The following is a 17,600-nucleotide window of genomic DNA, read 5'->3' on the forward strand; positions in this document are numbered from 1 at the left end:
AAGCGCTCATGGCCATTATCAGATTACCCTCTCCCCTTCCCCGATGAATCTTTGTCGATTCAAGGAGGAAGAGGAATCAGGGTGGCATAACTATTGAGCTGTTGTGAAGTTATTTATAAATGGGCCCGAAATTTTCACACGCACGGAAATCGGCACCTTCTTTGTCCATACCGAAAGCATTCCATGCCGACGGGCGGAAGATCTCATCTTCTTCCAGATTGTGCATACAAACCGGAATACGAAGGATCGACGCGAGTGTAATCAGATCCTGTCCGATATGTCCGAAACTGATCGCGCCATGATTGGCTCCCCAGTTGTTCATTACGGAATAGACGTCTTTAAAGGGACCTTTTCCGGTAAGGCGCGGGGCAAACCAGGTAGTGGGCCATGTCTTGTCGGTCCGCTCGTTGATGATGCTATGTACCTCAGGATCGAGATCTACCGTCCACCCTTCGGCAATTTGGAGGACAGGCCCCAGACCGTCTACCATATTCAGGCGTGACATGGTGACAGGCATGCCTCCCCTGGTGAGGAAAGTGGATGAATAACCTCCGCCACGGAAGTAATCGCGGTTGGCCGGCGACCAGGTGGTAGCTGCCAGACAGGCTCTGGTTTCTTCTTCGGTGATATTCCAGGGTTCTTTCATGGCAGGTCTCCCGTCACAATCCATGCGTCCCGTGCCGTCGAGTGTGGTGGCTCCCGAATTGATCAGGTGTATAACGCCGCTGGCGGATAACCCCGTAAGTTCTTTTCCGGTAACACGCTTCACGGCGTCGGGACTCCAGTAGGTGCGTACATCCGAGAAGATCTGTGCGGTATTGGTCAGCAGATGGCCGAACAGCATAACAACAGCGTTCAACGAATCGTTTTCAGTGGCGAAAGTATACGCCTCACGGATACCGTTCCAATCGAACGAGCTGTTCAGTATGGTCTCGCTGAAATCACCGTTGGGCAGGAAATCGGTCCACTGACGTTGTCCCTGGAATCCTCCGAAGATGGCATTGTGTCCGATCGCCTCTTCCTTGAACCCCATTTTTTCCAGTTTCGGGTTGCCCTGCATCAGGTCACGGATGATAATGGTCATTTTCACCACAAATTCCCAGTCTTTGTCTTTCTCTTCCCGGTTCTTTATTTTCTCCGGCCTGTTGACGTCAGCACCTTCGTTCACTTTACAGTATTTCTCGGTCCACGCCATCGCCTTTTCAAACTCTTCATGGTCGTAGATGCCTTCCTGCATCCGGCGGAGGATCTCGGTGGAGTCTATCGATTCATTACGGACACCCAGGTATTTCTGGAAGAAACCGGGGTTGACCATCGAACCGGCAATACCCATAGAAACACTGCCGATGGAGAGGTATGACTGCCCCCTCATCGTGGCCACGGCCTGTGCCGCACGGGCAAAGCGGAGAAGTTTTTCAACCACATCCTCGGGAATGGTATTATCCTGCAGATCCTGCACTTCATGCCCGTAAATACCGAAGGCAGGCAACCCCTTCTGTGAGTGGGATGCCAGCACTGCCGCCAGGTATACGGCGCCGGGGCGCTCTGTCCCGTTGAAACCCCAGACAGCTTTGGGATAGTGCGGGTTCATATCCATGGTTTCCGAACCATAGCACCAACTTGCGGTCACAGTAATGGTAGATCCCACATCTTCACGCTCAAATTTTGCAGCACAGGCGGCACTCTCACCTACGCGACCGATCGTGCCGTCGGCAATCACGCACTCTACCGGACTTCCGTCTCCATTCTTTAGATTGGTACTGATTAGTTCTGCTACAGCTTTTGCCAGATTCATCGTTTTCTCTTCAAGGCTTTCTCTTACGCCCCCCTGACGTCCGTCGATGACAGGACGGATTCCGATTTTAGGATACTTCTTCATATTGTTTTATTTTAATGGTTGTTGTTCGGTTGTTATTCAGTTGTTATTCGATTGTTATTCGATTGTTATTCGATTGTTATTCGATTGTTATTCGATTGTTATTCGATTGTTATTCGATTGTTATTCGGTTGTTATTCGGTTGTTATTCGGTTGTTATTCGGTTGTTATTCGGTTGTTATTCGCTCGCTCACGTTATTCGCTTCGCGGTTATTTCCCGCTTTGCGGGATTAATTTTAAATTACCACCGAATCACAACTCGTTACACCAAATGAGCGACACAAATCAAAGAGAATCCCGCACTATAATTTCTGTCGGTAAGAATTCCTGGATAGAGGTCTTATTGACAATAAAATCAACAGCATGGTTTCCCATCTCTTCCCAATTGATCCCTATACTGGCTATTCCGTTTTCTATCACTTCATAGAGTGGGTTCTCATTGTATGCCAATATCCCATAGTCGTTTCCCGACCTGAGATTTTTTTGCTTTCCTTTTTTTATGATCGTCACCAAATCTTCCTGTTTGATCACCAGATAAAACGCCCGTTCTAAGATGGCCATTTTTTCAGAGACCTCATCGATGATCTCGAATGGGAAATTGTTGTCGATACAAAACTTACTGAAATACATCTTACTACTCTGCGGATGTTTGTGGTATTTGTTCAATACAAAGAACAGTTTCCGGTATTTTCTTAAACGGTCTTTTATGGTTTCCAGCGCATTGTACAACCCGATGTCGAAATCCTGGCAGACATACGAATACCCGTTTTTATCGAATTTCCCAAAATCAAGAAGCAACAATTTTCTCTTATCAATTTTCGTCAATGCTTCGGAAAATTTTTCATTATCGTAATTCATCACGAGGTAGCTGTTGTACATCCCGACGGAATTATTGATTATCTGGTTGAAAAGATGCTCATTGTATTGGTGAAACCAAAGGTCAATCTCATAGTAAGAGGGCAACTTATCCCGTAATGAATTGTATACTACCTCTTTAAAAGGAGTATATTCATCCAGCAGTAACAGCACATTCTTGGAATGAGATGCTACATAGTAATTTTTACCATGTACCGAATCAATGATTTTCCTGTTTTTAAGGTCTGTGAATGCCTTGAAAACCGTATCCCGGGAAAGATGGAACCGCTTGCTCAATTGATTGATGGAGGGTAATTTATCACCCACCTTCAATTCATCAGCTGCAATGGACCTTTGTATGTAATCCGTAAGCTGCTGTAATTTTGTGTTTTTATTATTGAATTGTAATTCCATCGATTAAGTATACTGTACTGTACTGTGCTGTACATGGCAAAGATAGATAGTCTGTATGAACCATACAACTTTTTTTATATGTTATATATCATGTTTTTTAGGCTATTGTCCTATTTATTCCCATGGCTCGTATGCATGAATTGGCTATCACAGGCGCTCCTTCGTGTGATGATGAAGAATCTCCATATAAAAAAAATCCCGGCAGGATGCCGGGATCTATTATTAACACCTGTCTCCACTACAATGAAGACTAATACTCGTCCTCATTGAAGAAGAAATCTTCTTTACTGGGATAGTCAGGCCAGATATCCTCAATCGATTCGAATATTTCGCCATCCTCCTCAATCTCCTGCAGATTTTCAATCACCTCCAGCGGAGCGCCCGATCGCTGGGCATAATCAATTAACTCATCTTTTGTAGCGGGCCAGGGAGCATCCTCTAATTTCGATGCCAGTTCAAGTGTCCAATACATTGATAATTTATTTAATTTGTTGTTTACTTACTAAAGTTAGGCTATTTCTGCGCCCAACAGAGTCAAAACCGGTTTATCTCTGTATTCGCTAATGAAATAGTGTAATTTTTTCGCAAATGTATAAAAAGTTTTTATATATCACCTTGTTCCCAAAAAATTTCTTCTGAGGTTTTATTACTTTCATATCGTGCAAACACAAAAAAATAGTCTGAAAGCCGATTCAGAAAAATCAGGACCTCATCTGCCACCGGAAATTTTTCTGCTACACGATACACATTCCTCTCCGCACGCCGTGTTACGGTACGACATATATGAGCCCGTGCAGCCGCTTCATTGCCCCCGGGTAATACAAACCGGTTCAGCCGGGGCAAGCTCCCGTCGATCATATCAATCTGCTCTTCGACACGGGATATATCCTTTTCGGAGATGATACTTGCCGGTTTAGGATCCTTACTCTCAGTCTCGGTTGCCAGGTAGGACCCCACCGTAAAGAGTTTATGCTGAAGGTAGCGGAGAAATTCGCGATGCGCCTCTTCTTTTACTTCACAATTCAGCCAGCCTATATAACTGTTCAGCTCATCCACCGTACCGTATGCATCGAGGCGGATATGCGTTTTAGTCACCCTCATTCCCCTTACGAGCGAGGTTGTCCCCTTATCGCCGGTCTTTGTATATACTATGCTTTTTTTCATTTCGTTTTCTTTAGAGTAAAGAGTAAAGAGTAAAGAATATTCCACCTTTCCACTGTTCTCACACCCAATAATGCTCCTTATGCAAATCGGGTCTCAGAAAAACAATTCCTGTGCTTTTAGCGTCAAACGTGACACGAGTTGTGACATTATGAACGATTTCATCCCAAAATTGTTTAGCCTTTCCTTTTTTTATAGGGTGAAACGCCCAAAAAGTATCGGGATGGCTCAATTCGGCCAATATCCGGAAATCGGGGATACAGCCATCTTCAAGGTTAATAAAAATAGCATCATAACATTCTCTTTCGCAGATGGATAATGAAGAAATGAACTCCACTTCGAGCCCCCTTTGTGCGTAAAGGCGTTCTGCCACAATACGCTTCTCACTGTCTTTCTCCATGCAATTGCAATGGATATGTGACGATGGTGCTGTAAGGAACAGGGTATTTATTCCGGTACCTGAATTGATCTCCAATATTTTTTCGGGCTGGAGATAATGGACCAACCGGAAGGATAGGTGATTGAAAGCGGTAATAGAATCCTCCGGATTGATGTCGTTCCGGGATATTATGTCATAGATATCGGAGAAAGCATAAAAACTGTAGGGAGAATAGATCACGTTGGTAATCAGGTTATACGCAAAGGGGGAATGCACCCCGTGGCCTTTCGCCTGTTTTTTACGCTGGAGCCACCGTGAACAGGAATAAAACTTCTTTCCCAAAAAGTTCACAAGTCCCGCAATCCCATCAAAGCCCGGCATATTTCTGCCGTTAAGATTTCTGTATGAGTGCTACCGCGTAGGCAGTAATCCCTTCTTCACGACCTACGAATCCCATCTTCTCGGAGGTAGTCGCTTTGATGGAGATGAGTTGCTCATCCACCTCCATCACTTCTGCCAGTTTTCGCTGCATAGAAGGGATATGTGGATTGAATTTAGGCTGTTCGGCACAAATGGTAGCATCAACATTACCAAGGATATATCCCTTATCCCTTATTAAATTCATCGTATCCCTCAGAAGAATTTTACTATCTACATTATGATAGTCCGGTGAAGTGTCGGGGAAATGATATCCTATATCACGCAGATTGGCAGCACCCAATAAGGCATCGCAAATGGCATGAATGAGTACATCTGCATCGGAATGTCCCAGTAATCCTTTTTCATAATCCAATTGAACACCTCCCATCCAGAGTTCTCTTCCCTCCTGAAGGCGGTGCATATCGTAACCAAATCCAACCCGTATCTGCATGATTTTTATCGCATTAAATTCCTAATTCCTTCCACATCAAAGCCGAGAGAGATACGCAACGTCTGGTCCAACGGATTCGACTGGGCAGTCGACACCAGATAAGCGGCATCGATCTGAAAGAGATCACTCCTGAAGCCTGCACCAAAAGCAACATAACGGCGGTTACCCTTATACTCGTTCTCGTGGTAGTAACCGGTCCTGACAGAGAAACTGTTGTCATACCTATATTCCGCACCAAGCGACCAGGAGACCTCCTGCATCTCCTCCTTGAATCCGCCGGGAGCATCACCAAATGATTTGAAAATCCCTCCGATAGAAGAGATATTCTGATACTTATCGATCCGGCGCTGTGCCTCCTCTTCGGTCTCATCCTCCGGACCCAATGGAGGAGTAGGCACCAGTAACTTATTGACATCGAAACTGACGGAGAGCGTATTTTTGGGATCGAAGGGATAGCCTAAAGAGGCGCCAAGCCGTAAATTCGCGGGAAGGAACATAGAACTGTTTCCTCCGTCGTAAGAGATTTTTGTACCTATGTTGGAGATATTGAATCCCAATCCCAGAAGGGCTTCTGAGCGCCCCATATAGAAATAGGATTCGTTGTACCCTGCGATATCCGCAGAAAATGCATTTCCGGGTGTCGTTTCATCGTCACCGGTAGAATAATCGGCACGGATATAACGCAGGGTAACCGCTCCGGAGAATGTTTCGGTGAGTTTCCTCGAATAGCCCACATCAAACGCGAACTCGTGTGGCGACACAGTTTGCCAGAATTCATCATTCAGGGTGCCAACTTCCATATCTCCCAATGAAAAATAGCGCAATGAGGCGCTGATGGCATTCAGCTTATCGTTACCAAACTTCCAGTAACCCGACGCATAGAGCAGGTGAATATCACTTACCAATTTGCTGAGCCAGGGTGTATAAGAGAATGCAAAACCGGCGTCACTCGAAATAAACGGGTATTTGGCCGCATTCCAGTGCTGTGAATAGACATCGGGCATAGTAGCCGCCCCTATGTCACCCATCGCTCCGCTTCTGGCGTCGGGTGCGATCTGCAAAGAGGGCAAAGCAACCGGGATCGGATTATATTCCTGGGCTGCAGCGGAAAAGTCCATTATCCCACAGAGCAGGCAGCACAATAGAGTAAAAAAAACTTTGTTCATGTTGTATCGGTATGGCGATTGAGTGAATGTCATTTGATCCGGAAATCCAATAACTTCCGGCTTTCGAGGTAACCCTGCAGATGATCGTCGATTGCTACCGGGCCAATACCCGCCGGCGTGCCAGTAAAAATAAGATCCCCTATCTTCAGCGTAAAGAACCGGCTTATATAGGCAATAATTTTATCTACAGAGTAGATCATTTCCTTCGTGTTGCCCTGTTGGACAGTCTGATTATTGATATCAAGCCGGAGATCCACATTCTGGACGTCGGACACCTCATTTTTAGAAATAAACGTACCGATAGCCGCAGAATTATCAAACCCTTTCGCTATCTCCCACGGCAAACCCGACTCTTTCTGCTTCCTCTGCAAATCGCGTGCGGTGAAATCTATGCCTACCGTGATTTCATCGTAATAACGGTGAGCAAAACGCTCGGCTATATTTTTCCCCAGACGGTTTACCTTCACTACCAGTTCCGTTTCGTAATGGATCTCATCTGAGAAATCAGGCAGGAAGAACGGTTTATCTCCTTTCAGCAAAGCCGTGTCCGGCTTCATAAAAATAACCGGCTCTTTACTCTCAAACGTGCGTTCCATCTCTTTATTGTGAGACGCATAGTTTAATCCGACAGCAAAAATCTTCATTCCCTAAAAATTATCCGTTCAAGCGGTTAAACATCACGGCAAGATGTGCGTAAAGAGAGGTGTTTTGCAGGACAATTCCTTCCGGCACACGTATCCGGAAAGGTGTAAAGTTCCAAATAGCTTTCACTCCGCCCCGAATCATATATTCCGACACCTCCTGGGCCGCTCCCGGCGGTACGGTGAGAATCCCTATTTCCGCCTTCATCTGCTTGTTCCGCTCAATAAATTCCCTGGAATGGAACACCGGGATATCATGTATTGCGTGACCAACAACGGCCGGATTTAGGTCATAACCGGCAATAATCTTAAGTCCAAATTGTTCCAGCCCGGAGTCGGACAACAAAGCTGCTCCCAGGCTTCCCACCCCAAAGACTACTGCCGAATGCGTATTGGTAAATCCGAGGAACGACTCCAACACCCTGATCAGATCGTCTATATCGTAACCGACCCTCGTCTTGCCGCTTACATCCACATAAGAAAGATCCTTGGCTATCTGTGAAGCGGAGACATCTATTTTTTTGGCGATCTGGGTAGAAGAGACAATAGTTTCCCCCTGGCTCTTAAGGAGTTTCACATACGACAAGTACCAGGGAAGCCTCCTGAGCGCCGGTTCAGGTATTTTTGCGGAATATATCGGATCTGGCATATTTTTCTCTCGTAATCATTACTGATTTACAAAGATACGTCCTTTTTGGGAAAATTTTAGAATTTTAATCCCTATTTATTCAATTGTTATTCGGCTTCGCCGTGATTCGCTTCGCTGTTATTCAATTGTTATTCGCACTTCGTGCGTGATTCGATAGTTATTCGATAGTTATTCATGCTCCGCATGTTATTCGATAGTTATTCATGCTTCGCATGTTATTCGACAGTTATTCGTGCTTCGCACGTAATTTCAAATTACCATCGAATTACAACTGAATATTTGCGATAAGTGAGTACAAAGGCAAAACAAGTTTTGCCTTTGTCGAGCACAGCAAATATCTAAATTTACAACGTAAATTTGAATTACAACTGAATAACAATTGAATTACAACTGAATTACAACCGAATAACAACTGAATAACAACCGAATAACAATTGAATTACAATTGAATAACAACCGAATTACAACCGAATATCACGGATTTCTTGTTCCCGAGGCACTCTTCAGGACTGCCCTGATAGCACCGAATTTCAAAGTAGTATCTATAATTACCGGGATACGGTTTTCATCATTAGTGAGCGACGCCTTTAAAGCTTTTTTCTGATCCTCGAAGGCATCATCAAGAATTGTCAGAGTAATATTGATCACCTCGTATTTTTTCCCGTTATTGGCTTTTACTTTTGAAATACCATCGTAATTGACATACATGTTCACCGGTTTTTTCCCGGCAATAAAATGAATATGGAGCCTGTCACCGGTTTGCATGCCGGTATAATCAAGATTCCGGATATAAGGCAACACAGAGAGGTAATCATAAGTACAATGTTCAAGGGTATTCACCTCATCGAATTGTTCTTTCCCGTTCCTGACACGGAATGAGCGTATTTTCACCTTATCCCCTTCATAAGTATAGGATTGCCGATCCACGGAATAGTCTTTACCCTCGGCCGCCTCCTTGGTAAACAGCAACGGGCGCAGGCTCTTATCCACAAAGGAGGTGAGCGTATCGTTTACAGAGTAAATATTACCTGCCAACCCGGAAGTATTGAACATCATCACCAACTTATAGGCGTCGTCACCACGGTAATTGGCTTCTGTCACCGAGAGCAGCCCCCGTCCGGCACGAGCATTGAATATACCCAAATTCATATAGAGATCATACTTTATCTCCTCTCCACTCTCAAAAGCGGTATTGGTCAGCTTGCATTGTGCATCTACCTGCATTACATTTAACAGTAAGAGTAGCAATACAAGTATAGGCATAATTTTTTTATTAATCATAATTCTAATTTTAAGGGGGAGGGTGCAACAGGTAATTCAATACCGTGTTCCTCCCGATTGCTGTCTCATATTAGAAGGGACTCCCGCACTATTACCTGTTCCGGAGAAAGAAGAGTTCTGCTGATTTTGGCGTTGTTGCTGCTCTCTCTCCTGATTTGGGTTACGGCGTTTTTTTTCTTCCGGCTTATTGGTCGTTATCTCCAACGGTTTTTGGTTGATAACAGGTGTTGCACGGACATTCCAGTCTTCCGAATGATCCGAAAACGCCCTTATCACAAACTTACCGGGATAATAGAATACCTCTTCCGGTTGTCTACCCTCTTCATAATTTCCGGTAGTCCATACACCATCTTCATTTTCATCTATCACAATACGGGCATAAACTTCACCGGGAGGCAAATCCTGAAATCTTGCCCTGTTTCCTTTGACGTAGCTTCTCCGAAAAGGTTTATCCGACTTATCTAGCAACTCCACGAAAGCCGGTTTACCCTCAGGAAGTCCGGCAATGGATATTTCCAGGTTTCCGTACTGATCCAACGGCTTTACGGTAAATGATTGTTCATATTTATTATTCCAAAGGCCATAATGACTGGTGATTGCGGCCGAATCGATATGTATCTTGTATTTTCCTCCGGGGACCCAACGGGGCCGCAAGGTAAACTTACGCGGATTCAACGAGTCGGATTCCAGACGGAAAGGGACCGCCTCGAATAAGGAATCAACCTCGGTCACCAATTGTACGTAGGTAGAATCAAATGCCGTAACAGGTTGATCGAATTCTATCCGGATAGGGTTGTATAACTCGAAGGATGATTGTACATTCGCATTCACATTCAAAAACCTGATCTGCTCTTCTTCCTCGTCTTTTTTTCTTGTACTGGCACGGTCACGTCCCGATCGTCTCAAATTGAGATTGAGTGTATCTGTAGCAATATAATTTTTGTTGAGTGAATCGGTTCGTATATAATTGATCTGCATACGCAGGGAGTCCTGTTGATAGATCAATGAATCGGTAATCCAAAGCATAATGGTGTCATTTTTGGCGTTCCGTTCGGTAACATACCAATCATTGCTCTTTACGTCGGGATTCAGTAAAAAGAAAGTCGGCATGTCGGTAGGTGCAGCGAAAAAGAGGTTGATCTTATGTGCTTCGGGACGTTCATGCTTCTGCAGGTATTGCCGTTGGAAATCGGATAAGAAAGAACGCAACAACAAATCATCCGGCAAAAAGCGGGTATAATTTACGGCACGTATCGTGTCGATGGTAAGGCTATCCTGAAAGACAGTGTCCTGCCGTACTGCCGGCATGGTAGAGGGTATGACAATGGAATCCAGGAAAGCAATATTTTCCTGTGGATTATCATACTTATAATCCCTGTTCAGGTCATTCAGTGCAAATACCCTGTATTCTCCGGGAGCCATCCCTCTCACGATGAAGTTCCCCCGGGAATCGGTCCGGGAGATCCGCTCAAACGGGACACGGGTAAAAGCCGTATCATGATGATTGGAATGAACACCCACATACATGCCTGTGACAGGTTCCAGTTTATCGGCGGTCAGGACTCTACCTCCAATGGATAATGTATCGAGCCGTTCGCCGGTAGAAAAAGAATAGACAAAATTCTCCAACGGATTACCCTCATTATTATCCACGATGGCATCGGTAAAATCGATCGTATAGGTAGTATTGGGCAACAATGTGTCTTTGAGTTCCACGATAGCGTTTCTTCCTGCCGAACGGATCACCGGCATACTTTTCTGGGGAGGAGTAATGATTACTTTCTCTGTGGGCTTCTCTATTTTAATATTCTCATCGAACTCAATCTCAATCCTCGATGGTTTAGCATTCAACGCATTAAAAGCAGGAGTGGCTTTCTTCACTACCGGCGGATCTATGTCATAGGCCCCCCCGGTAGGCGCAGCCATATTGGCACAGGAATAGGACAAGACCGTCACTACTGCCACAAGAAAAAGCCAGGAGAGGAAAGTGAAAAATCTATGTAACATTCTATTTTTTGTGTATGTAAAATGCTATTTCCAACACAAATGTACAATGTTTTATGCAGTCTCATACGATTTTTTCATTTTTTACAATATTCAGTGGAACAGTGCCTAAGTGGTTCAATGCCTAAGTGGCTAAGGAGGAAGGTGATTAGGGGGTTAGGGGGGAGGTGGTTAGGGGGGAATCTGAAAGTGTCTCAACTATGAGAGAGCAGCCGATGTCCAATCCGGCAGAAGAGGCACTTGCGTGGGTCACAATAGGCTCTTCTCAATTGTATAAGCGCCTGCGTGTCAAATGCATTTCGGGGAATTACTCCTGCCTCGCAGAATTCAGAAACAATCACATTCTTCTCCGGTTTTAACAACTCTAAAAGATGAATGGCCCTGTCGCAATGGCTTTCGATAGTAGTTTTTTTACCATAAGCAAATAAAACAGGCGCCACAGTGTTGATCAGCAAAATCTGTCTCGACGCGCTGCCCAATTGCCCATCCGACTCGGGTGATTGTTTTCCGAAAGAGTAATGTGTTCGCCAATAGGGGGAGGGAGATATCCGGAACAGCGACATCCAGTTTTCTACTTCCTGTTGTTCAAGCACCACAGAGAAGAGTCTTCCGGACGATTGCAGCAATGCTGCCAGTTGTGCAATACGCATTTCAGGGAATGATGGTGGACGAACCCGCATTCGCTTGAAGAGATAACCCTCCAGGGGTGTCAGTGAATATTTGTTTTTTAAAAAATGGTACTCTTGCCGCAGTTGCAGGAAATAATCATCCCCCGTCCCCCGGTCTCCCGATCCCCCGGTCTCCCACTCTCCCAACAGTCCTGCCTGTCCAAACAACAACGCCTCCACCTGAAACAGGCTGTCGCCGTGTCGCCGGATATATTTGAATGGCAATGAAAGGGCAAGCCGTTCGAACGCATCGCTATTCAGTCCAAACCCGAAATTACGTGTAAGCAATACATAGAACACGTCATCCCACGATTGATGGAAACGATCGAGATGAGTAAAGATGTCAGCGGTTTTTCTCTCCAGCCGTTCGATGGCTAAGCGGCCGAGAAATGAGCGGATGAACAGCTCCGGCAAAAAAGAAAGGTGATCCCTGCATGGAACAGCGCTATGGCTATAGATCAGGTAGTCCGCATTTCTACGTACTTCATCGGGAACCGGCAACCTGCACTGGAGTATCTGTTGACCCTTCTCATTCTTTATAGCTTTGTCCACACGTTCCGACAGATGAAGGATTACCGAATTATAGGCTTTGTCGGTATGATGTCCATGTCGTTCCCATTCATCCGAAGAACGATGAATTTCCACATCTCCGGCCCATACCTTATTTCCAATCCTCACCTTGGCATTAAAGAAATCGGGGCCGGCATGCAGGTTATGCATTCCCGGATCGATTACCTCTATCTCCTGCCCATCCATCGTCTCAAGCGAACCGGAAGGATAAAGCCTGAACTTCCATATATAGTGTAGCAGTTCTTCTTTATAAGGCATAGTAATCAGAATTAAAGCTTAAAGTTACAACCTATTATCTAAAAATCCAAACTTTTTTTCAATCCTATTTCGCTACCTTCCCACTTAGGCTCTCCCAGTCCCACAGTCACCCACTCCCACAGTCACCCACTCCCACAGTCATCCACTCTCCCTGTCTCCCACTCTCCCCGTCTCCCTTTCCACTTAGGCACCTTTCGCTTCGCGCAATCTGCTATCGTTCGGCAAATGTAAGTAAACTTCCTTTGTCCTCACCTACCCGCAGATTTCCACTTTGAAAAATTTTGATTAATTTTGTCATCACATTATTTATTCCATGTACTTCTATGTTATCAACCGACAAAAGAATCCTTATCCACCGACTCATGCAACAAGAGATAGTTCCTTCCGTCGGCTGCACCGAACCGGTTGCCGTGGCTCTTTGTACTGCGAAAGCATGTAGCATTCTCGGTAAGAAGGTAGAAAAGATTGAGGCTTCTCTGAGTGCCAACGTGCTGAAAAACGCATTAGGGGTGGGGATTCCGGGGACAGGTATGACCGGGCTGCCCATTGCCATTGCGCTGGGCGGGTTGACCGGTAGGCCGGAAGAGGGATTGGAGTTATTGAAACAGGTAACTCCCGAACAAGTAGGGCAAGGGAAACGTTTCATTGAGGAGGGAAGAATAGAGATCCGTCAACAGACCGGTATTAGCGATAAACTCTATATCAGAATCCGCTGTAGTGCAGGTAAGGACTCGGCAGTTGCTGTCATTTCAGGCAGTCACAATCATTTCACCTACATAGAAAAAAACGAGGAGATACTACTCAATGAACCGGCTACCGGACACAAAGAGGATGGCGAAGAGAATACCCTGGCTCTTGACTTCCGGACTGTCTACGAATACGCTGTGGAATCCCCCCTCGAAGAGCTCTCTTTCATACTGGAAGCTGCCCGGATGAACAGGGAAGCATCAGCTAAAGCCATTCTCCATAACTACGGGCACAATGTGGCCGGCAGCCTGAAGAACAGGAATGGACTTCATATTTTCGGTGATAATCTGCACACCCGGATGGTAATCTCCACGGCGGGTGCCTGTGATATGAGGATGGATGGAGGGTTGATTCCGGTAATGAGCAACTCCGGCAGCGGCAACCAAGGAATCGCCGCCACCATGCCGATCCTCACCTATGCCGAGAGTGAGTCATGCAGCGAGGAACAGTTGATCCGCGCGTTGACGATGAGCAGCCTGCTGATCATTTATATCAAGCAGCAATTAGGCCGTCTTTCCGCCCTGTGCGGGTGTGTGGTAGCCTCTACAGGCTCCAGTTGTGGAATTACTTACCTGATGGGCGGGAGTTACGAGCAGATCGTGTACGCGGCTAAAAATATGATCGCCAATATCACAGGCATGATCTGCGATGGCGCCAAACCCGGTTGTGCGTTAAAAATCGCCAGCGGGGTATCTACTGCCGCCTTGTCGGCAGTGATGGCCATGGAAGATGAAGTGGTCACCTCCCAGGAAGGGATCGTCGATGAAGATATCGACCGTACCATAGAAAATCTGGCACGCATCGGCAACAGTGGCATGTTGGAAACCGACAAACTGGTGCTGGATATTATGACAAAGAAATAGGACGACGCCATGGCTCGTCCGGGTTATTACAACAAAAGAAAAATTGCAATCAAAAAGAGAACAGGATTTTCAAACAAAGAAAATCAGTAAATTAGTATGGGATTACGCTCTCCCCGGCATCGTGGGAACGATGGTCACAGCGATGTACAACGTCATCGGACGTATCTTCATAGGGCAGGGAGTGGGCGCGTTGGCTATTTCCGGCCTTGCCATTACCTTCCCCGTGATGAACCTCACCGCCTCCATCGGCATGTTGGTGGGAGCAGGGGCAGCAACCCGTATCTCCATCAGTCTGGGAAGACAGGACAGGCTGACCGCGGAGAAAATTCTCGGCACTTCATTATTGATTACGGTCTTGCTTAACGCCATATTTATCACCCTTATCCTGATCTATCTCGATCCCATCCTCAGGGCATTCGGTGCCAGCGATCTCACTATCCCCTACGCACGCGACTATCTGCAGATCGTACTGGTGGGGAATGTATTCGTGAGCCTCTGCTACAACTTCAATGCGATGATGCGTTCTTCCGGTTATCCTAAGAAAGCAATGATCACCATGCTGATCGGCGCCATATTGAACATCATCCTGACCCCCCTTTTCCTCTATGTATTCGACCTGGGAATAAAAGGGGTGGCCTGGGCTACCGTAATCTCCATGTTTATCGGGATGCTCTTTGTTATGGACCATTTTACCCGGGAAAGCAGCCTGATCCGCCTCCGGTGGAAAAACATACGCCTCGACAAAAAGATCGTCGCCTCCATTCTTTCCATAGGGATATCACCGTTCAGCATGCAGGTGGCAGGCTCGGCAGTGGCGGTACTGTTGAATACTTCGCTCTTACGCTACGGGGGCGACCTGGCGGTGGGAGCTTATGGCATCATCAACACCGTTATCATGATTTTCATGATGATCATCATGGGATTGAACCAGGGAACACAGCCTATCATCGGCTATAACTACGGAGCGCGTAACTTTGGCAGAGTAAAAGAAACTCTTTTCTATTCAATAAAAGCGGCCACGATAGTCACCACGGCCACATTCATCGTCGGGCAGTTCTTTCCCCACCTTTTCGCCTCAGCCTTCACCTCCGACCCGGAACTGCTCTCGATCACTGAAAGGGGGATCCGGATCACTGTGGTCGCCTTCCCGCTCGTGGGTATACAAATAGTGGGGTCCAGCTTCTTCCAGAGTCTGGGGTACGTCGCCAAATCAATCATACAGAGCCTGAGCCGCCAGTTGATATTCCTGGTTCCCTTCATCATCATTTTCCCCCGCCTGTGGGGATTGGACGGTATCTGGATTGCTATGCCGGTAGCCGACACTCTTTCGGCCTTCTTGTCGATTTACCTGCTTATCATACAACTCCGGTTGTTGAACAGAATGGAAGAGGAAGATTTTTGCAATTAGGCTAATTTTATTTAGTTTTGCAAAAAGATTCAAGAGGCAAGAGCCAAGAGCCAAGATTCAATAGCCAATAGCCAAGAGGCAAGAGGCAAGAGGCAAGATCCAAGAAGCAAGATCCAAGAAGCAAGATCCAAGACTTGGAATTTGGGAGATTGGGAAAGATTGAAGGAAATCAATTAAGTCAAGTAATTAAAAACTTCTTGACTTCTCCACTTCTTAACTTCCGACTTCCAAGTTAAATGCTTGAACAATCATTGATAATTGGTAATTGATATTTGATAATCAGTAATTAGTAATTAATATAAGAAAGTATGAAGAAAGTAGTCTTAATTCGCCACGGCGAAAGTGTATGGAATAAAGAGAACCGTTTTACCGGATGGACGGATGTAGATCTCTCCGAAAAGGGCATCGCAGAAGCGCATAAAGCAGGGAAACTGTTAAAAGAAGAGGGTTTCCAATTTGAAAAGGCCTATACTTCCTATCTGAAAAGGGCCGTAAAGACATTGAATGTAGTGCTCGACGAGATGGATCTGGACTGGATCCCGGTAGAAAAGACCTGGCGACTGAATGAAAAGCATTACGGTATGCTGCAAGGTCTCAACAAAGCAGAAACGGCAGAAAAGTATGGCGACGATCAGGTCCTTATATGGCGCCGCAGTTATGACGTACCTCCTACACCGCTTGATAAAGAGGACGAACGCTCACCGTTCCAGGATCCACGATATAAAGGAGTGGACGAAAAGGATCTCCCGCTCACTGAAGCATTAAAAGATACCGTAGAACGTATCCTTCCTTACTGGAACAATACTATCGTACCGGAAATGAAAAATCTGGATCAGGTGATCGTGGCCGCTCACGGAAACAGCCTTCGCGGTATTATCAAGCACCTGAAGAATATCTCCGACGAAGATATAGTAAGCCTGAACCTGCCGACTGCCGTGCCTTATGTTTTTGAATTCGACGATGAAATGAACCTGCAGAAGGATTATTTCCTGGGCGATCCCGAAGAAATCAAAAAACTGATGGATGCGGTGGCGAACCAGGGAAAAGCCAAATAAACAAACGAAAGTATGCCGGAAAGGTCGCAAACCGCGATAACCGGGAAAGGCAGAAAAAAACGGGTATCGAAATTCATTCAATACCCGTTTTACTTATCAACTTAAAGAATTGTTTTCAAATCTTCGGGAGTGACATTCATCGCGATGATGACTCCGTTCTCATCTATCAAGTAGTTACGGAACCCTTCGTTCAGCCTGAAATCTTTGTAGGTTTTCGAACCGGTTCCACTTATCTCATAGAATTGAGATTTACTCTCCAGCCTATCCAGCATCAGCGTCCTTTCCACTACATTTCGGTTTTCATCGAAAGCCACTGAAACAAATGCAACATCGCTATCTCTACTTTGCAGATAATTATAGAGTTGAACGTTGTTTGCCCTGGATTGGGCATGGTAAGTGGCCCAAAAATTGACCACTACTTTTTTGCCTTTATAATCGTGCAGGTTATGCCAATTACCTTCCGAATCTGTTAAAACAATGTCAGGAATTGTCTCCCCGGGATAATAACCCGAAGAAGGTAAATCTGGCTTTACCGAACCGGATGACAACACGAATGCAATCACCGATACAAGGCAAAAGCTCAAGTACTTCATAAAAATATAGTTTGGTTAGTACTCAGAGAAGGCCGCGGCTTCACGCAGCAGGCCAAATCCATTAACTTTACTGACTTTTCGCTAAAAGTCTCATTTTTAGGATGGCAAAAGTACGCTACTTTTTTTTATCAGGAAATTATT

16 protein-coding genes are annotated in these 17,600 nt (G+C 45.6%); 3 read left to right on the top strand and 13 right to left on the bottom strand.

The window, feature by feature from the left end; genetic code table 11:
* Positions 1 to 109: 109 nt before the first annotated feature.
* The 12 genes from fucI to ABV001_RS06820 all read right to left on the bottom strand — a co-directional run bounded on the left by fucI (position 110) and on the right by ABV001_RS06820 (position 12,793).
* The gene (gene fucI, locus ABV001_RS06765) at positions 110 to 1,879 is read right to left on the bottom strand and encodes an L-fucose isomerase (RefSeq protein ID WP_352422084.1); all 1,770 of its coding nucleotides are present in this window, start codon (positions 1,877 to 1,879) and stop codon (positions 110 to 112) included.
* A gap of 282 nt (positions 1,880 to 2,161) precedes the next feature.
* On the bottom strand, positions 2,162 to 3,145 hold the full coding sequence (locus ABV001_RS06770) for a GntR family transcriptional regulator (protein ID WP_323425661.1): 984 nt from the start codon (positions 3,143 to 3,145) through the stop codon (positions 2,162 to 2,164).
* A 250-nt stretch (positions 3,146 to 3,395) separates the two neighbouring features.
* Positions 3,396 to 3,617 carry a DUF2795 domain-containing protein gene (locus tag ABV001_RS06775; protein ID WP_019538324.1) on the bottom strand — a complete coding sequence of 74 codons (222 nt, stop codon included), beginning with the start codon at positions 3,615 to 3,617 and terminating at the stop codon, positions 3,396 to 3,398.
* A gap of 131 nt (positions 3,618 to 3,748) precedes the next feature.
* Positions 3,749 to 4,309 carry a cob(I)yrinic acid a,c-diamide adenosyltransferase gene (locus ABV001_RS06780; protein ID WP_352422085.1) on the bottom strand — a complete coding sequence of 187 codons (561 nt, stop codon included), beginning with the start codon at positions 4,307 to 4,309 and terminating at the stop codon, positions 3,749 to 3,751.
* 58 nt (positions 4,310 to 4,367) lie between these two features.
* Entirely contained in the window at positions 4,368 to 5,066 is a 699-nt protein-coding gene (locus tag ABV001_RS06785) for an O-methyltransferase (RefSeq protein ID WP_352422086.1), read from the bottom strand.
* Positions 5,067 to 5,076: 10 nt separating this feature from the next.
* Positions 5,077 to 5,556, bottom strand: coding sequence for a 2-C-methyl-D-erythritol 2,4-cyclodiphosphate synthase (ispF, locus tag ABV001_RS06790; RefSeq protein WP_352422087.1), 480 nt, complete (start codon positions 5,554 to 5,556; stop codon positions 5,077 to 5,079).
* Positions 5,557 to 5,561: 5 nt separating this feature from the next.
* Positions 5,562 to 6,722: a type IX secretion system outer membrane channel protein PorV gene (gene porV / locus ABV001_RS06795; RefSeq protein ID WP_352422088.1), complete on the bottom strand. Its 1,161-nt coding sequence runs from the start codon at positions 6,720 to 6,722 to the stop codon at positions 5,562 to 5,564.
* 29 nt (positions 6,723 to 6,751) lie between these two features.
* Positions 6,752 to 7,366, bottom strand: a complete 615-nt coding sequence (locus ABV001_RS06800; protein WP_352422089.1) for a fumarylacetoacetate hydrolase family protein — start codon at positions 7,364 to 7,366, stop codon at positions 6,752 to 6,754.
* Positions 7,367 to 7,376: 10 nt separating this feature from the next.
* Positions 7,377 to 8,012 carry a redox-sensing transcriptional repressor Rex gene (locus ABV001_RS06805; RefSeq protein ID WP_352422090.1) on the bottom strand — a complete coding sequence of 212 codons (636 nt, stop codon included), beginning with the start codon at positions 8,010 to 8,012 and terminating at the stop codon, positions 7,377 to 7,379.
* Positions 8,013 to 8,486: 474 nt separating this feature from the next.
* A complete protein-coding gene (locus ABV001_RS06810; RefSeq protein WP_352422091.1) occupies positions 8,487 to 9,275 on the bottom strand; it encodes a DUF3108 domain-containing protein in 789 nt (262 codons plus the stop codon).
* A gap of 54 nt (positions 9,276 to 9,329) precedes the next feature.
* Complete coding sequence (locus tag ABV001_RS06815) at positions 9,330 to 11,300, bottom strand: Ig-like domain-containing domain (protein WP_352422092.1); 1,971 nt, start codon at positions 11,298 to 11,300, stop codon at positions 9,330 to 9,332.
* A gap of 191 nt (positions 11,301 to 11,491) precedes the next feature.
* On the bottom strand, positions 11,492 to 12,793 hold the full coding sequence (locus ABV001_RS06820; RefSeq protein ID WP_352422093.1) for a DUF2851 family protein: 1,302 nt from the start codon (positions 12,791 to 12,793) through the stop codon (positions 11,492 to 11,494).
* A 323-nt stretch (positions 12,794 to 13,116) separates the two neighbouring features.
* Here ABV001_RS06820 and ABV001_RS06825 point away from each other — a divergent pair, with 323 nt between their 5' ends.
* The 3 genes from ABV001_RS06825 to gpmA all read left to right on the top strand — a co-directional run bounded on the left by ABV001_RS06825 (position 13,117) and on the right by gpmA (position 16,866).
* On the top strand, positions 13,117 to 14,403 hold the full coding sequence (locus ABV001_RS06825) for an L-cysteine desulfidase family protein (protein WP_352422094.1): 1,287 nt from the start codon (positions 13,117 to 13,119) through the stop codon (positions 14,401 to 14,403).
* Positions 14,404 to 14,446: 43 nt separating this feature from the next.
* Positions 14,447 to 15,811: an MATE family efflux transporter gene (locus ABV001_RS06830; protein ID WP_352422095.1), complete on the top strand. Its 1,365-nt coding sequence runs from the start codon at positions 14,447 to 14,449 to the stop codon at positions 15,809 to 15,811.
* A gap of 308 nt (positions 15,812 to 16,119) precedes the next feature.
* Positions 16,120 to 16,866 (top strand): 2,3-diphosphoglycerate-dependent phosphoglycerate mutase, encoded by a 747-nt coding sequence (gene gpmA / locus ABV001_RS06835; protein WP_323425672.1) that lies wholly within the window; start codon positions 16,120 to 16,122, stop codon positions 16,864 to 16,866.
* A 101-nt stretch (positions 16,867 to 16,967) separates the two neighbouring features.
* Here the strand turns inward: gpmA and ABV001_RS06840 are convergent, their stop codons facing one another.
* Positions 16,968 to 17,459: a TlpA family protein disulfide reductase gene (locus tag ABV001_RS06840; RefSeq protein WP_352422096.1), complete on the bottom strand. Its 492-nt coding sequence runs from the start codon at positions 17,457 to 17,459 to the stop codon at positions 16,968 to 16,970.
* Between the last annotated feature and the right edge of the window lie 141 nt (positions 17,460 to 17,600).

Source organism: Proteiniphilum sp., from assembly GCF_040307845.1.
GTDB lineage: Bacteria > Bacteroidota > Bacteroidia > Bacteroidales > Dysgonomonadaceae > Proteiniphilum.